The organism is Ectobacillus sp. OTK (assembly GCF_059698935.1).
In genome coordinates this window covers 2002501-2017500 of record NZ_AP048547.1, presented here as the reverse complement: position 1 = coordinate 2017500, position 15000 = coordinate 2002501, and the positions used below count along the sequence as shown (strand labels likewise).

Sequence of the window (15000 nt, the reverse complement as noted above, 5' to 3'; positions counted from 1 at the left end):
TGCGCGCGCTTTACGCCCAATAATTCCGGATAACGCTCGCCACCTACGTATTACCGCGGCTGCTGGCACGTAGTTAGCCGTGGCTTTCTCGTTAAGTACCGTCAAGGTACGAGCAGTTACTCTCGCACTTGTTCTTCCTTAACAACAGAGCTTTACGACCCGAAGGCCTTCATCGCTCACGCGGCGTTGCTCGGTCAGGCTTTCGCCCATTGCCGAAGATTCCCTACTGCTGCCTCCCGTAGGAGTCTGGGCCGTGTCTCAGTCCCAGTGTGGCCGATCACCCTCTCAGGTCGGCTACGCATCGTCGCCTTGGTGAGCCGTTACCTCACCAACTAGCTAATGCGCCGCGGGTCCATCTGTAAGCGACAGCCAAAGGCCGCCTTTCCATTTCACATCATGCGATGCGAAAAAGTATCCGGTATTAGCTTCGGTTTCCCGAAGTTATCCCAGTCTTACAGGCAGGTTACCCACGTGTTACTCACCCGTCCGCCGCTAGGTTCCGAAGAACCTCGCTCGACTTGCATGTATTAGGCACGCCGCCAGCGTTCATCCTGAGCCAGGATCAAACTCTCCATAAAAGTGTTTGTCTAGCTTCATAAATAAAAATTGACGTTTTGTGTTTTGTTCAGTTTTCAAAGAACTTGTCTGTCGCTCAAAAGCGACTTTATTAATATACCAAACATGTTTCGCTTTGTAAACATGTTTTTTTATTTTTTCTTAGCCGCTGTTTGTATGTCTTATCAGCGGCGGAAATATAATATAACATGCCTCCTGTCATAAAACAACCCTATTACAGATGGGAATTTTATGAAATATGCATACCATCTAAACTCCTCCTTATATGTCCTTATTATTTGAAAAAAGAGTTCGTACACTCTCCTTCTCCTCTCTAATATGCTCGAAGGCAAAGCATTATATTTTGAGCTGCTGTAAACAATTGATACAATAAATTTTGAGGAACAGTCACATATAGAATGTTCCTATTCTAATCAACTATCATTCCGTAAAGAAAGAAGCTGAACATATGTCTGTAAATACAAAGCAACTTCAGGATATCCAGTTTTCCGTGCTTGACCTTTCACCCATTATCGCCGGTGGTACCGCGGCTGATTCTTTAAAAAATACGCTTGATCTTGCTCGCCACGCTGAAAAATGGGGATACAACCGCTACTGGCTTGCCGAACATCATAATATGCCCGGCATTGCCAGCTCTGCTACAGCTGTCGTAATCGGTCATGTGGCGGCCGGTACTTCAACCATCCGGGTCGGATCTGGTGGAATTATGCTGCCGAATCATTCACCATTGGTCATTGCAGAGCAATTTGGCACATTAGAATCTTTATTTCCAGGACGCATTGATCTTGGTCTCGGCCGGGCCCCAGGTACTGATCAACTAACCGCCCGTGCTCTGCGCAAGGAAAACAGAATGGGGGGCGAGGATTTTCCAGAGCAGCTGGCTGAGCTTCGTGCCTATTTTGACCCAGAAACCTTTTCTGGAAGTAAATATGTACGGGCAATTCCGGGAGAAGGTCTAAATATCCCAATTTGGTTATTAGGCTCAAGCGGCTTTAGCGCACAATTAGCCGGGCAGCTCGGTTTGCCGTTTGCCTTTGCGAGCCACTTCTCACCAGAGTATACATTACCGGCGCTCGATTTATACCGCCGTAACTTCCGTCCTTCCGACACATTAGACAAGCCGTATGCTATGGTCGGCCTGAACGTTGTTGCAGCAGATACAGACGAAGAAGCACAGCTGCTGGCAACCTCGATGCAGCAAATGTTCTTAAATCTGCTTCGAAACAATCCAGGCCAACTGCCGCCTCCGGTAGAAAATTTGGAAAGCTCCCTAACTGAGCATGAAAAAGCAGCTCTGCAGCAACGGCTTGCGACTTCAGTCGTTGGAAGTCCTGAAACAGTGAAAGAAAAGCTGCAAAGATTTTTGGACCGTACCGAGGCAGATGAAATGATTATTACCTCTCAAACCTTTGACCATAACGCGCGTCTCCGCTCCTATGAGATTGTCGCTGAGGTTACAGGAAGAAAGCATAACGCTTGATTTAGGACACAAAGACTGAGCACAGTAAACCGGCTCAGTCCTTTTTGTATTAAGTTTACTGCTCGTTTAGAAAAAATCTCCCGTCATCCTTAAACTCCAGTGTCCCTAACCCCTGAACCTTTACAATAAGAGGATACATGCCTGCCTTTCTCTTAGAAAAATACCAGCGCCGTTTGTTTTTTACAATGATAAACAGCCCTTCCTCATCTCCGACAGGCGCAAATCCTTCTTCGCCGTCACGCCAATCCGGAATGCCTAAGCGATTCATTGCATGTGCAAGCGAAGCGACATCCTCCGTCACAATCCCAATCTCGCTCACATTTATGAAGCTTTGTGAGGTAAACGTCCCCTCTGCTTCATTCTTCAAATTATGCCGTGCAATAAACTCGACGATATTCCCGGCTGGATCTTCAAAATAGATTGCTTCTGCATTCCAGGATTTGAAAAATATTTCCTCCCGTCCATCCTCCGTATTTAGCTTTACCTTAGAAGTAGTCCATCCCTTCGCTTCTCTCATTTGGTTTCTCGGTATATTGATTGCAAAATGATAAAACGGTGCGCATCCTGTACTTGCTTTTCGAAATGACACATCCGTAAAACCAATTGCTACTGTAAACTCCTCCGCACTTCCATGAATGAGCGCAAGTCCGAGTGTTTTAGTGTAAAACTCGCGCATTTCCTCAAGCTTCTCTGTAAGCAATATGATTTTTTCAAATCTCACATTACTCCCCCCACCAAATCTAAAATAAACTATGTGCACTCCTTATTCTCGATGCCATGCTATGTGACCTGCTTTCTTATGCATATGATGTATGAATATGGCACCTGCTCTAGCCTAATAATATATGAAGGATTACTTCCGGATATGCCAATCCAAACGCAAAATTCACTGCATTCTCGCAGCCCAATCAGAAAAGCAAACTTTTCGCGCAAAAAAACTTCTCTATATATAGAAGACATAGAGAGACAAAAAAGACCCTCGGCAATTCACCGAGGGCCCCGCCTTTATTCCACCGCATCCAATGAAACCGTCACCTTAAATAAATCCCCGTCTGCCTCAATCTCGAAACTGCCGTCATGAAGATCCACAATCGACTTCGCAATCGCAAGTCCAAGTCCCGATCCCTCTGTATGTCTGGATGTATCGCCGCGCTTAAAGCGTTCAAACAGCTCGTCTGTATTGCCGCCAAGCTCATATTTAGAAACATTTTTAAATGTGATTACAGCTTTATCCGCTAATCGAACCGTCGAGATGTACACTCTCGTATGTTCTAGTGAATATTTTAAAATGTTCCCGATCACATTATCAAATACCCGCCATATTTTCGGACCATCAACGATTGCATATACATGCGGCTGAGAATGAGTGACGCGAAATTGCAGCGTCGATTGCTGGATTGTTTCGTCATGCTCAGCAAGAGCCTGCTGCAGAAGCTGCACAAGGTCGACCTTTTCTGTCGTAAGTTCAACGCTGCCGCTTGCCATTTTCGATGCTTCAAATAAGTCATCAATCAGTACCTTTAAGCGTTTTGATTTGCGATCAATAATTTCAATGTATGCATCGCGATCCTCAGCTTCAAGCTCCTGCGTTTTTAATAGATTTGTATACGTTATAATAGAAGTAAGCGGCGTTCGCAGGTCATGGCTGACGTTTGTAATAAGCTCTGTTTTCAGCCGTTCGCTTTTTGCCTGCTCCTTTTGTGACACCTTCACATTGCTTTTTAATGTATTAATGTTGCTGGCAAGCGTAGCAAGCGCGGTTTTTCCTTTTACAGGCAAATCCTGACCTAATTTCCCCTCCGCGAGCTCGTTTGTGCTAAGGAGAATGCGGTTCAAATATGCCATTTGCTTCATGATCATGATAAACAGGGGAATCCCAACTGCCAGACAAAATGGTATATACAGTATAATCAGCTCAGGTTGGGCACCTACGATCAGCAGCCCAGCCCCAAGTAAAAAGACAATTGCTAATACAATTATGATTTGTGTTCCGACTTTACGAATCAGGAACGCTTGCTTCAGCGTTTCATACATCTTATATAGAAGCGTGCTTTTCCACGTTTCCTCTATAGACGGCCCAGCTTTTAGTTCCTCCCGCAGCAGCACTCCTTGCACCATCGCAATAATAACGAAAATCGCTGTAATTATAAGCTCTATCACCTGCCTTTGAATCATCACATATTCCATGCTGTAATAGTTACTTCGGTTCCCTACTGCATACACAAGGGCAAGCAAGGCACTGAATAAAAAGAATGCTATTCTTATATCAATAGGAATCTGACCGTAGTATACTACCCATTTCTGTTCCTGAATCATCTGATGAATGCGGGCTCGTTTATAGACATATAAGCTGCATACAAACGCGGCAAGCCCCGCGATGGTGTAGATAAAAAATACTTTTTGCTGTTCCTTATATTGCTTCGCACTGATCATCACAGCACTCGCTTCATCCGCCCATTTCGGCACTGCAATAAGTCCTGTAAACGTACCTGTTTTTTGTACGAGCAATGGTTCCATTCCCTCATATTGTTCCGCATAATACTCACTCGGGCCTAAAGGGCTGCTTTCGGAATATGTTTGAAGAAACAGCATATCCTTCTCGCTGAGCAGCTTCTTTGCCGATGCCTCATTCGTCACATCCAAATTCGTATAGACTGTCCCTGTCGCAGTATCCTGCAAATAATATTTAAAAGCACTGTTATAGCTATTGAGTTGAGTACGTTCCTGCTCAAGCCCTTCATAATATTTATCGATCGCTGCTTCCTTTTCCTTTACAATCTTCTGCCGTACATGCTCATCATCTGTGAAATTTTTTGTAATATCCTCAATTTTTTTATCCCGCTCCGCAATATATAGGTTTGCTGCCGTCTGATTATCCGCTGCAATCGCTTCTTGAATCTTCGTCTCATATTGCCCTTTTATATTGGAAGTTTGCGCAGACAAATCACCATAGCGGTAGCGATGCTCGTTAATTTCCTCCGTAGAAACAGTAATATTCTTCTTTGCTTCTTCCTTTGAGGCGTTGCTCAGCTGAAGCTTGCTTAATAAGTCAATATACTGACTTACCTCTCCTTCAAACCCTTCCCGCTGAAAATAACTCTTACTTGTATAGATGTTTCCATCAAGCAGAGCTGCCATTACACCGCTCAATCCGAACGTAAATAAAAGAAGCCAGACAATTAACACAGTCCTATTTTTCCATTTTATAGCCAACACCCCACACCACCTTTACATATCTTGGATTCTTCGGATCAATCTCAATTTTTTCGCGAATTTTCCGAATGTGAACCGCTACTGTATTTTCAGGATTAAACGCATGCTCCTTCCAGACCCGTTCGTAAATTTCATGAATGGAAAACACGCGGCCAGCATGCGTCATCAGCAATTCTACAATTTTGTATTCCATCGGTGTAAATTTTACTGTCTCTCCATGAAGCTGTACTTCCTTTGCCTCCTGATCCAAGGTCAGACCGTTTAGATCAATTACTTTTGGTTTCCCTTCATACATCCCCAGGGTGACGTATCGTCTCAGCTGTGATTTGACCCGCGCAATGAGTTCAAGCGGGTTAAACGGCTTTGTTACATAATCATCTGCGCCAACCTGCAGCCCAAGAATTTTGTCTGTATCCTCACTTTTGGCGCTAAGGATGATAATCGGGATATTTTTTTGCTCTCGTATTTTAAAGGTTGTTGCAATTCCGTCAAGACGCGGCATCATCACATCGAGCACAATAAGATGAATCTCATGCTCATGCAATAGTTCAAGCGCCTCCATGCCGTCATGTGCCTTTAGCACTTTGATGCCTTCGTTCTTTAAGTAAATCTCGATGGCATCTCGGATTTCTTGTTCATCATCTACAACTAGCACATTGAACTGATTCATTTGTCTCACTCTCCCTTCAAAAGTATAGCATATGGGAATTCCCCTGAATTACCTTCATTATAAACAGCGTTTCTTAACAGTTCGTTTATATATTTCTTAACAAATTCTTAAATATGGATTAGCTCTAAACATTACTGATTGAATGAACAAATGGCCAAAAACGGACTTCGTGGATATTCATGATTGAATTGATGGAATTAACGAGAACGGGATAAATCTACAGAGTCCTATTTTTAATAAATTACAGCCGATATTTCAATAGAAAAAACGAGGTTTGTATAATGGGACGTCAATAAAAAGATATATTATTTACCTACATATGGTAAAATCATAGGAATATAGATATTAATAGCTTAGGGGGGATATATCATGGAACATGAATTAAAAGAGTTTATCAAGAAGTGTGACACTGCAATCAAGCAGGAAGATTTTGATACGCTAATGAATTACTATACTGATGATGCAATTTTGGTTGTAAAGCCTGGAATGATTGCGCGAGGTAAAGAGGAAATCAAAAAAGCATTTATAGCAATTGCAAAATATTTCAATAACAGTCTTGTACCAACGCAGGGGGACATGATTATTTTAGAAACTGGGGATACTGCGCTAGTCCTTTCCCAAACTCTGCTTGCTGCCGATAAAAAGGATTCGGAATATTCTATGGATAGAAGGGCAACATATGTATTTAAGAAAAGTTCACAAGGTGAATGGCTATGTGCGATCGATAACTCGTATGGTACGGACTTAATCAATAAGTAGACATGAAGGCTATTCCCTTAAAGTGATATATAAAAAACAGCGGGTGTTGACAACCTAGCCAAGATTGCCAACACCCACAATTTCTATACAAAATTTTTTGTTACTCCACTGTAACTGCTGCTTTTATACTAACAATTTGTTTTGTTTCACTTGATTTGAGTGCTGCCAGAATGACTTCCAATGATTTCATGCCTTCTGCTCCACTAACCAGCGGTTCTTTATCATAAAGAACAGAGTCCACAAATTGCTCCACAACATGAGAATTATTTTGACCGCCTTCTGCATTAGACTGAATCTTACCAAGCTGATAATTCACAACCTCTCCAGTTGCATATTGCACCACTAAGGAATAGGTTGGATCATCCTCTAAACGAAGAATCGCTTTTTCGCCATAAATAATCGTTGAGTTATCTTCCTTGCTGACATACGCCCAGCTTGCCGCAAGCGTACCGATAATCCCGCTTTCTGTTTTCAGTACACAAACCGCATTATCATCTACATCCACAAAATCCTTTGCGCTTGTTTCTACAAATGCACCCACTTCTGTAATTTCTTCTCCAAGCAAATAGCGAAGCAGGTCCGTTTTATGAACGCCGAGATCACCCATCGCGCCAACGAACGCCTTTTCTTTTTGGAAGAACCAGCCTTCTTTGCCCTCTACACTCCATCCTTCTGGTCCGCCATGGCCAAACGCGGTACGGAAGCTGTAAATCTTTCCGATTTCACCGTTTTCAATCAGCTGCCGTGCCTTTTGATGAGACGGAACAAAACGTTGATTATGTGCAATCATTAATGTTTTGCCGCTTTTTTCAGCCGCTTCAATCATAGCCTCTGCTTCTTCCTTTGAAGTTGCCATCGGCTTTTCGCATAAAACATGTACCCCTGCATGTAAGGCAGCGATAGAGATTGGCGCATGAAGATAGTTTGGTGTACATACACTCACTGCTTCTACTTCACCGCTTTGTAATAGCTCTTCATAGCTTGTATACGCTTTTACCCCATATTTTTCAGCTACTTTATTCGCACGTTCTTGATTGCTATCACAAACTGCTACAAGCTCTACATGTTGATTGCATGCATACTCTGGTAAATGACGATGCTGAGCAATACTCCCGCAGCCAATTACGCCTACTTTTAAAGTTCCCATCGTTTTCCCCCTCAGATAATCAATTAGTATACTTTTACCGCGATTTTTTCTAACGGCTTTGCATTTCCGTAGACTGGATGATTGCGCTGTACAGGCTGAGCCCATTTCACCGCATTCACAATCACTCGTTGAATATCTTTGTTATGATACGTTGGATATGTTTCATGCCCTGGTCTGAAATAAAATACCTTTCCGTTACCGCGCGTATAAGTGCAGCCGCTGGATGAACTGAACTATATATTTGATCAAAATGAAGCTGCAAAACACGAAGCATATACCCTCGTTATGGAAATCTTTAAAGAATCACAAACACGTGGAAAGGGCTACGAGATCGCCATTAGCTCTGCCATCAAAAAACTAATGCTGCTAATGTTAAGAAGTGATACGCGAAATGTACTAAACTATACGGAGGAAGCTGGCTTAAATCGATTAAAACCAGTACTTGATTATGTGGACGCTCATCTACAGGATAAAATTGCCGTAGAAGATGCCTGCGCGTTGCTGAATTTAAGCTATCACTATTTTATAAAATATTTCAAAAAAACCATGGGTGTTTCTTTCGTGGATTATGTCAACTATAAGCGAATCAAGCAAGCTGAGTGTTTACTGCTGACGAGTGAACTGAGTATTACGGATGTGAGCTACGAAGTCGGTATCTCAAACATGGCTCAGTTCTATAAGCTTTTCAAGCGGCATAACGGGTGCTCGCCCAAGGAATTCAAACAGCGTATGCGAAACGAATCTGGAGTTGCGGCGGAAGCTTTGTAACAGCTTCTCAAAAGAAAGAGGCTGTGCTCTTTCTTTTGAGTCAGCCTCTAGTCTTCACCAATAATAAAATTGCGTATCTCCATTGTACAAAAAAAGCGTGTAGACATTGGAAATCTCCCTTCGTCTACAAGCCGAGTTCAATTCTTTTTAAAGGATTTCTTTATATTATCCTTCAAAAATCGTGCTTAGCTTCACATCCGGATACTTATCAGTAAACGTTCGAAGCACAAAATCATTTTCAAACAACAGAACAGGATTGCCGTCCAAATCCTCTACAAGCATTGCGCGGGAATCGGTTTTAATGTTTTTCACATCATCCTTTGAAATCCACCTTGCACTATTGTGCAGCATGGATGTAAATTCAAGATCTACACCATACTCTGCCTTCATGCGGTATTCAAACACCTGGAACTGCAGCTCGCCGACCGCGCCTAAAATATAGTCTCCAAAAAACGGCGTGCGGTAAAGCTGCACCGCTCCCTCTTGCACAAGCTGCGTCATCCCTTTATCAAAGTGCTTATGCTTCATCGCATTTTTCGCTCTCACCTTACGAAATAGCTCCGGCGGGAATTTCGGCAATGCTTCAAACTGAAACATCGATCCCCCTCCGATTATCGTATCTCCAATTTGATACGTACCGGAATCATATAAGCCGATGATATCACCAGGGTACGCTTCCTCCACCGTTTCCCGGTCAGAGGCTAAAAACTGCTGAGATTGTCCTAATTTAATTTTTCTGCCTGTACGAGGAAGAGTAACCGTCATGCCGCGCTCGAATTTTCCTGAGCAGACACGTACGAATGCAATTCGATCGCGATGAGCCGGGTTCATATTCGCCTGTATTTTGAAAACAAATCCAGAAAAATGCGGATAATCAATCGCAATCTCACCGTTTGAAGACATTCTCGACTGCGGAGGCGATGTTAAATTTAAAAAGGAGTTAAAGAATGATTGTACACCGAAATTGGCGATGGCACTCCCAAAAAATACAGGTGTTAACGTTCCGTTTTTCACCTTTTCAATCGAGAATTCATTCCCCGCCTCATTGATTAACGTCAGCTCGTCTATTAAGGACGGAATGACCGCAGGATCGATATATTTTGTTAACTCCTCTGTAACATTCTCGCCGTCGAAATCAACAAATACGGACTCTTCATTGCCCCGGTATACTTCAATTTTCTTCTCAAATCGGTCATACGTTCCTTGAAATCGTTTCCCCATACCGATCGGCCATGTCGCAGGATAGGATTCAATGCCAAGCACATCCTCAATTTCCTGCAGCAGCTCGAGCGGCTCCCTTCCTTCACGGTCGAGCTTATTAATAAAGGTTAAAATTGGGATTCCCCGCATACGGCACACCTTAAATAGCTTCAGCGTCTGCGCTTCAATCCCTTTCGTTCCGTCAATTACCATCACAGCGCTGTCTACAGCCGTTAACGTCCGGTACGTATCCTCACTGAAATCTTGGTGTCCCGGTGTATCAACAATATTTACGTGATGATCACGATAGAAAAACTGCATCACACTCGACGTAACGGAAATTCCCCTTTGCTTCTCAATTTCCATCCAGTCCGAGGTTGCGTACTTTCCAGATTTTTTTGCCTTTACCGTCCCTGCCGAACGAATTGTGCCTCCGAGCAGCAACAGCTTCTCCGTCAGCGTCGTTTTTCCAGCATCCGGATGCGAAATAATCGCAAAGGTTCGGCGTGAAGTCAGTTCATGTTTTTGTTCATTTGTCATAGAAAAAGTCCTTTCAAGCATCATGTATGCAAAAATATATAAAGAATAATCTTATCTAACAATACATGATTCTTACCGCTATGGATATCAATCATGTCTATTTGTTATGTTGTAAAGCAAGAGACCATGTTCTATTGTACATCATACATACAAAAAGAAGAAGTACCCTCCTTTTTGTATTTGTTTTTAGACGCCATGTATTTGCTGTATGAAAAAAGCCGCGTACAAACGACGCGGGCTTCTCATAAACCTGATTCAGATAAAAAACCATATTTAGACTTTATTCAATGATTGATTCTTTAGAGGGAGCCACGCTAATACATCTTGTATAGTCCGATCCCAATATCCCCATTCATGATCGCCAGGTCCAAAATCCGTAGTCAAATTGTAATTTGTCTTCTCGCACATCTCCTTAAAACGAATATTGTCTTTATATAAAAAGTCCTCTGTGCCGCAGCATTGATATAAGATCGGCTTTTGTTCATTTCTATGCGTTTTTTCTACAACTGAAAATAAATCATGCTCTGTTCCAGCTACATCTTCATCTCCATAAATCAAATGGAAAAGTTCCTCTCTATCTGGTCGATTAATGAGGCTTACAATATCTACCGCTCCCGATAAACTAGCAGCAGCGCTGATTTGTTCAGGGCGATTTAATGCCCATTTGAATGCTCCATACCCACCCATGGAAAGCCCCGCAACAAAATTATCCTCCCTTGCAACTGATAGCGGAAAAAACGATCTGGCAATGAACGGAAGCTCTTCCGTTAAGAATGTCCAATATTTGTTACCGTACTTCATATCTGTATAAAAGCTATGGTGAACCTGCGGCATGACAACAGCTAATCCAAGAGGCGCAACATATCTCTCAATCGATGTTCTTCTCGTCCAAATGGTATCATCATCGCTCAAACCGTGAAGCAAATATAATGTCTGATGCTTACCACCTGTTATTTTATTTTGCATGCCAATTTGTGTTGTCGTTTGCTGCGGCAATATAACTGTCATAGATGTACTTAAATTCAAAACCTCGGAATAAAACTGACATTGAATGAGTGCCACTGTGACCATCCCTTCAGAACGATGAATTAAGTTCGATTATTCGATGAACCTTTTTCTATTTCCACAAGTAGACTTGTATTCCTCTTTTTTGCACCTAAACCCTTTTTAAAAATACATAGCTCACTTTATCATACTGAAGCTTTTCCTTATAAAACCGGTGTGCATCAATCCGTTGCAAGCCTGATGACAGCGACACAATGCCATATCCATGTTCCCTCGACCAATTTTCCACATAAGACAACAGCTGCTGACCATATCCTTTGCTGCGATGCCCGGCATCCGTAACTAAATCACACACCCAAATGAATTTACCGTTATACAGCGTAATCATCGGCATAAAGCCTACTGCTGCAACAATTGTATCCTTCTCAAATAGCGCAAACAGCTTATAACCCTCGCTCTCAACCGCTTGCTGAATGAGCTCGACATAGCTTGTTTCATCCAGATGTGTACGCAGCTGTTTCATTACAGGAAAGGCTTCTAGCCATTGCTGCTCCGTAAGCAATTCTTTAATCTCAACCATACCTATCCGCTCCCTCTCCTTTTGTCCTACTCAATGCTTTACAAGCAACTAATATAGCAATAAAAGGCAGCCAATTGCAGGCTGCCTTTATCCTTCATCTTTAGATAATAGTACCTACTTAGATAACAATGTTAAAACCGTTTCCAGGAGCACGTTAACTCCCTTTTCACAATCCTCCCACGCTGTCAGTTCTTCCTCGCAATGACTTTGTCCATTTACACTTGGCACAAACAGCATGGCAGTCGGCACAAGGCTCGCAATAAACTGGGCATCATGTCCCGCGCCGCTCACCATTCTTTTATGGGAATATCCTAAAGACTCTGCTGACTGCTCAAGCGCATTGCAAGCATTCTTATCAAACCAAACCGTATCCCGATCCCATAGCTTGACCGCTTTCACTTCGCAATCCGCCTTCGCTATGGACTGCGGCAGCCCTTGTATCACTTCTTCAACAGAGCTGATCATATCTGGATTTTTATGCCGTGCCTCTAAAGTAAATACAACCTTATTCGGAATGACCGTATGGATATTCGGAAACACGTTCATCCGGCCGATTGTATACACTAACTCATCATCGATCGCTCCTAATCGTTGGCGGATTTCCGAAATCAGATTATTCGCAGCGAATAAAGCATCCTTTCTCATCTGCATCGGCGTCGTCCCTGCATGATTGGACTCGCCGGTCACCTCAATTTCATAGCACACCATGCCGACTACACATTCAACAACTCCGATTGTAATATTTTCTTTCTCCAAAATCGGCCCTTGCTCAATATGTAATTCTAAAAAGGCTGTTGCCTCTTTTAAGCGGTTTTTCGCTTCGCCTGCATACCCGATTGCTTGCAGGGCTTCTTCAAACGTAATCCCGGCAGTATCCGTTTTTTTCAGCATTACCGATTTTTCGAATTTCCCCGAAAGCACGCCCGATGCCATCATAGAAGGCTCGAATCTAGCACCTTCCTCGTTCGTAAAATTAACAATCGTAATTGGAACACGCGGCTTTATATTGTTCTCAACTAATGTTCTTACAACCTCTAAACCAGCCACAACACCTAACACTCCGTCAAAGCGGCCGCCCTTTTTCACCGTATCTAGATGCGATCCGAGCATGATAGGAGGCTGATCCTCTGCGCCCTCCAGTGTCGCATAGATACATCCCATATCATCGACTTGAATAGACATGCCTAACTCTTTACAGCAATCGCAAAAGTAATCCCGGACGGCGCGGTCTTCCTCAGATAACGATAATCTCGTCACTCCATTATTTTCTGTACGGCCGTAATTCGCAAAGCGCTCCAATTCATTTCGTAATCTCTCACCGTTAATTAATACCTTTTGCCGTTGCATCTTGAACACTCCCTTTCCAAATATGCAGGATAATATAAGGCATGTCCTTCTTTGGTGACTGTTTCATGTCTTGAAAATTATTACACAAAAAATGGAAGAATCCTGCCTATTTGTGAGATTATCTTGCATTCATTTCATAAAGCAAAAATAAAAAAGCAAGCAGTTTCATATTTAACTACTTGCTCAAACATTACAGCCTGATTTTTCATAGCCGCTCCATATTATGTTTACCTATGGATTACAGCTCTTTATATGTATAATCCCTATCTAACCATTGTTCTCCTGTATTCTTCCATAATATTATCAATGATTTTCTGCACCAGCAAAATATCTTTAATCTCATGCACCCTTGCTCCTGCGAAAACCAATCCATTCTCAACATCTCCGCTAACTGATTTTAGCAAGGAATCCAATGTACAGAATCGATACGAACAGTTTTTCAGACAATCATGGCACTTAGCAATTTTCACCTTCTCCACACTGCTAATTAGCTCAGTAAATTGATTTTTAATGGCTCGTCCATGCAATCCGACCGTTGTTTTCAGCAGTATCATATCGCACTCTTGTGCATTTATATATTTCTGTTTAAACGATAGAGGCGCATCACATTCCTCACTAGCTACAAAACGGGTTCCCATTTGAACACCGGAGGCTCCCGCCTTGAGTGCTTTTGCGAGGTCCTCACCTGTTAAAATACCTCCAGCAGCAATCACAGGAATTTTCACAGCCTCTACTATCTCTGGAAGAATGTCAAATAAAGGTCTGTCCGTTCCCAGATGACCGCCCGCTTCACAGCCCTCTACCACAACGGCGGCTGCGCCTAATCTTTCAGAAACCTTGGCCAGCTTTGCAGAAGAAACAATTGAGATGACCGGCACCCCAGCATTTTTTCCCCATGCATACATATCCCTCGAAATACCTGCTCCCGAAATAATGAAGTCTACCTTTTCTTCTATGGCAGCCTTCATTTTCTCGGCAAAATCCTTCATCGCAAATAGCACATTTACCCCAACATATCCCTTTCCTTTTGTTAACGTTCTCGTTTTACGAATATGAGCCTTCATTTCCTCAATAGAAATGCCCGTACCTGAAATAATACCAATTCCCCCTGCATTCGCGACAGCAGCTGAAAGTCCGCTCAAGGAAATCCCTACTCCCATCCCTCCTTGTAAGATAGGAACTCTTGGGGCCATATGCCCAATTTGTAGTTGTGGAAACTTCAAAAAAATACCCCATTTCATGAATGATGATATGAAGTGAATGGTTCTTCCTTACAGCACAAGTACAGAATGAAAACCATTCCTTTTTCTTTCTCATTATCCCACATTTGGAGATATCTTCATGTGAAAAATATCACAATTTAAGGGCGATTTTATAAAAAAGTAAATAATATATAGAATTCTGTACATGCATAATTACTATTACAATGAAACAGACGGAGGAAATTAAAAAAGAACACATAAAAACCCTTCTGCTTGGTGCAAAAGGGTTTTAATTTGCCTAGCGACGTCCTACTCTCACAGGGGGAAACCCCCAACTACCATCGGCGCTGAAGAGCTTAACTTCCGTGTTCGGTATGGGAACGGGTGTGGCCTCTTCGCCATCATCACTAGACCTATTTGGTTTGAAGGATATTCCCTCAAAACTAGATAACACGCTGTGCTGTGTAATTATGATTAAGCCCTCGATCGATTAGTATCTGTCAGCTGCACGTG

At 42.6% G+C, this 15000-nt stretch carries 11 protein-coding genes, 3 rRNA genes and 2 pseudogenes (2 of these 16 cut by a window edge); 3 read left to right on the top strand and 13 right to left on the bottom strand.

Annotation, left to right across the window (positions count from 1 at the left end; all coding sequences use genetic code 11):
• Positions 1-578, bottom strand: a 16S ribosomal RNA gene (locus AC6HZ4_RS09795); it reaches 961 nt to the left of the window's first position.
• A 446-nt stretch (positions 579-1024) separates the two neighbouring features.
• Here AC6HZ4_RS09795 and AC6HZ4_RS09790 point away from each other — a divergent pair.
• Positions 1025-2056 carry an LLM class flavin-dependent oxidoreductase gene (locus tag AC6HZ4_RS09790; protein WP_497494797.1) on the top strand — a complete coding sequence of 344 codons (1032 nt, stop codon included), beginning with the start codon at positions 1025-1027 and terminating at the stop codon, positions 2054-2056.
• Positions 2057-2111: 55 nt separating this feature from the next.
• Here AC6HZ4_RS09790 and AC6HZ4_RS09785 read toward each other — a convergent pair whose 3' ends face one another.
• The 3 genes from AC6HZ4_RS09785 to AC6HZ4_RS09775 form a co-directional block, all read right to left on the bottom strand.
• Positions 2112-2777 carry a VOC family protein gene (locus AC6HZ4_RS09785; RefSeq protein WP_497494796.1) on the bottom strand — a complete coding sequence of 222 codons (666 nt, stop codon included), beginning with the start codon at positions 2775-2777 and terminating at the stop codon, positions 2112-2114.
• 284 nt (positions 2778-3061) lie between these two features.
• Positions 3062-5269, bottom strand: a complete 2208-nt coding sequence (locus tag AC6HZ4_RS09780) for a HAMP domain-containing sensor histidine kinase (protein ID WP_497494795.1) — start codon at positions 5267-5269, stop codon at positions 3062-3064.
• A complete protein-coding gene (locus tag AC6HZ4_RS09775; RefSeq protein ID WP_497494794.1) occupies positions 5247-5939 on the bottom strand; it encodes a response regulator transcription factor in 693 nt (230 codons plus the stop codon). Before AC6HZ4_RS09775 ends, AC6HZ4_RS09780 begins: the two co-directional genes overlap by 23 nt.
• A gap of 369 nt (positions 5940-6308) precedes the next feature.
• Between AC6HZ4_RS09775 and AC6HZ4_RS09770 the strand changes: the two genes are divergently transcribed.
• Positions 6309-6698 (top strand): YybH family protein, encoded by a 390-nt coding sequence (locus tag AC6HZ4_RS09770; RefSeq protein WP_497494793.1) that lies wholly within the window; start codon positions 6309-6311, stop codon positions 6696-6698.
• Positions 6699-6798: 100 nt separating this feature from the next.
• Here AC6HZ4_RS09770 and AC6HZ4_RS09765 read toward each other — a convergent pair whose 3' ends face one another.
• Both AC6HZ4_RS09765 and AC6HZ4_RS09760 read right to left on the bottom strand, forming a co-directional pair.
• On the bottom strand, positions 6799-7845 hold the full coding sequence (locus AC6HZ4_RS09765; RefSeq protein WP_497494792.1) for a Gfo/Idh/MocA family protein: 1047 nt from the start codon (positions 7843-7845) through the stop codon (positions 6799-6801).
• Between the two features lie 23 nt (positions 7846-7868).
• Positions 7869-8066 (bottom strand): annotated as a pseudogene (locus AC6HZ4_RS09760) (ThuA domain-containing protein); the annotation flags it as partial.
• On the opposite strand from AC6HZ4_RS09760, the pseudogene AC6HZ4_RS09755 reads away from it, so the two are divergent.
• A pseudogene (locus AC6HZ4_RS09755) lies at positions 8065-8613 on the top strand (helix-turn-helix domain-containing protein); the annotation flags it as partial. The pseudogenes AC6HZ4_RS09760 and AC6HZ4_RS09755 sit on opposite strands and share 2 nt — an antisense overlap.
• A 165-nt stretch (positions 8614-8778) precedes the next feature.
• On the opposite strand, the gene AC6HZ4_RS09750 reads toward AC6HZ4_RS09755, so the two are convergent.
• The 7 genes from AC6HZ4_RS09750 to AC6HZ4_RS09720 form a co-directional block, all read right to left on the bottom strand.
• Positions 8779-10353, bottom strand: coding sequence for a peptide chain release factor 3 (locus AC6HZ4_RS09750; protein ID WP_497494790.1), 1575 nt, complete (start codon positions 10351-10353; stop codon positions 8779-8781).
• A gap of 273 nt (positions 10354-10626) precedes the next feature.
• The gene (locus tag AC6HZ4_RS09745; RefSeq protein ID WP_497494788.1) at positions 10627-11415 is read right to left on the bottom strand and encodes an alpha/beta hydrolase; all 789 of its coding nucleotides are present in this window, start codon (positions 11413-11415) and stop codon (positions 10627-10629) included.
• 94 nt (positions 11416-11509) lie between these two features.
• Positions 11510-11938 carry a GNAT family N-acetyltransferase gene (locus AC6HZ4_RS09740; protein WP_497494787.1) on the bottom strand — a complete coding sequence of 143 codons (429 nt, stop codon included), beginning with the start codon at positions 11936-11938 and terminating at the stop codon, positions 11510-11512.
• Between the two features lie 114 nt (positions 11939-12052).
• Positions 12053-13285, bottom strand: coding sequence for a Zn-dependent hydrolase (locus tag AC6HZ4_RS09735; protein ID WP_497494785.1), 1233 nt, complete (start codon positions 13283-13285; stop codon positions 12053-12055).
• Positions 13286-13548: 263 nt separating this feature from the next.
• Entirely contained in the window at positions 13549-14526 is a 978-nt protein-coding gene (locus tag AC6HZ4_RS09730; protein WP_497494783.1) for an NAD(P)H-dependent flavin oxidoreductase, read from the bottom strand.
• A 257-nt stretch (positions 14527-14783) separates the two neighbouring features.
• Positions 14784-14899: ribosomal RNA gene (rrf, locus tag AC6HZ4_RS09725) — 5S ribosomal RNA — on the bottom strand.
• A gap of 58 nt (positions 14900-14957) precedes the next feature.
• A 23S ribosomal RNA gene (locus AC6HZ4_RS09720) occupies positions 14958-15000 on the bottom strand; it runs 2883 nt beyond the window's last position.

Bases quoted from the DNA above. Each gene is read 5' to 3' on its own strand.
- AC6HZ4_RS09790 (WP_497494797.1), top strand. From the start codon at position 1,025: ATGTCTGTAAATACAAAGCAACTTCAGGATATCCAGTTTTCCGTGCTT.
- AC6HZ4_RS09775 (WP_497494794.1), bottom strand. From the start codon at position 5,939: ATGAATCAGTTCAATGTGCTAGTTGTAGATGATGAACAAGAAATCCGA.
- AC6HZ4_RS09770 (WP_497494793.1), top strand. From the start codon at position 6,309: ATGGAACATGAATTAAAAGAGTTTATCAAGAAGTGTGACACTGCAATC.
- AC6HZ4_RS09765 (WP_497494792.1), bottom strand. From the start codon at position 7,845: ATGGGAACTTTAAAAGTAGGCGTAATTGGCTGCGGGAGTATTGCTCAG.
- AC6HZ4_RS09750 (WP_497494790.1), bottom strand. From the start codon at position 10,353: ATGACAAATGAACAAAAACATGAACTGACTTCACGCCGAACCTTTGCG.
- AC6HZ4_RS09740 (WP_497494787.1), bottom strand. From the start codon at position 11,938: ATGGTTGAGATTAAAGAATTGCTTACGGAGCAGCAATGGCTAGAAGCC.
- AC6HZ4_RS09735 (WP_497494785.1), bottom strand. From the start codon at position 13,285: ATGCAACGGCAAAAGGTATTAATTAACGGTGAGAGATTACGAAATGAA.
- AC6HZ4_RS09730 (WP_497494783.1), bottom strand. From the start codon at position 14,526: ATGAAATGGGGTATTTTTTTGAAGTTTCCACAACTACAAATTGGGCAT.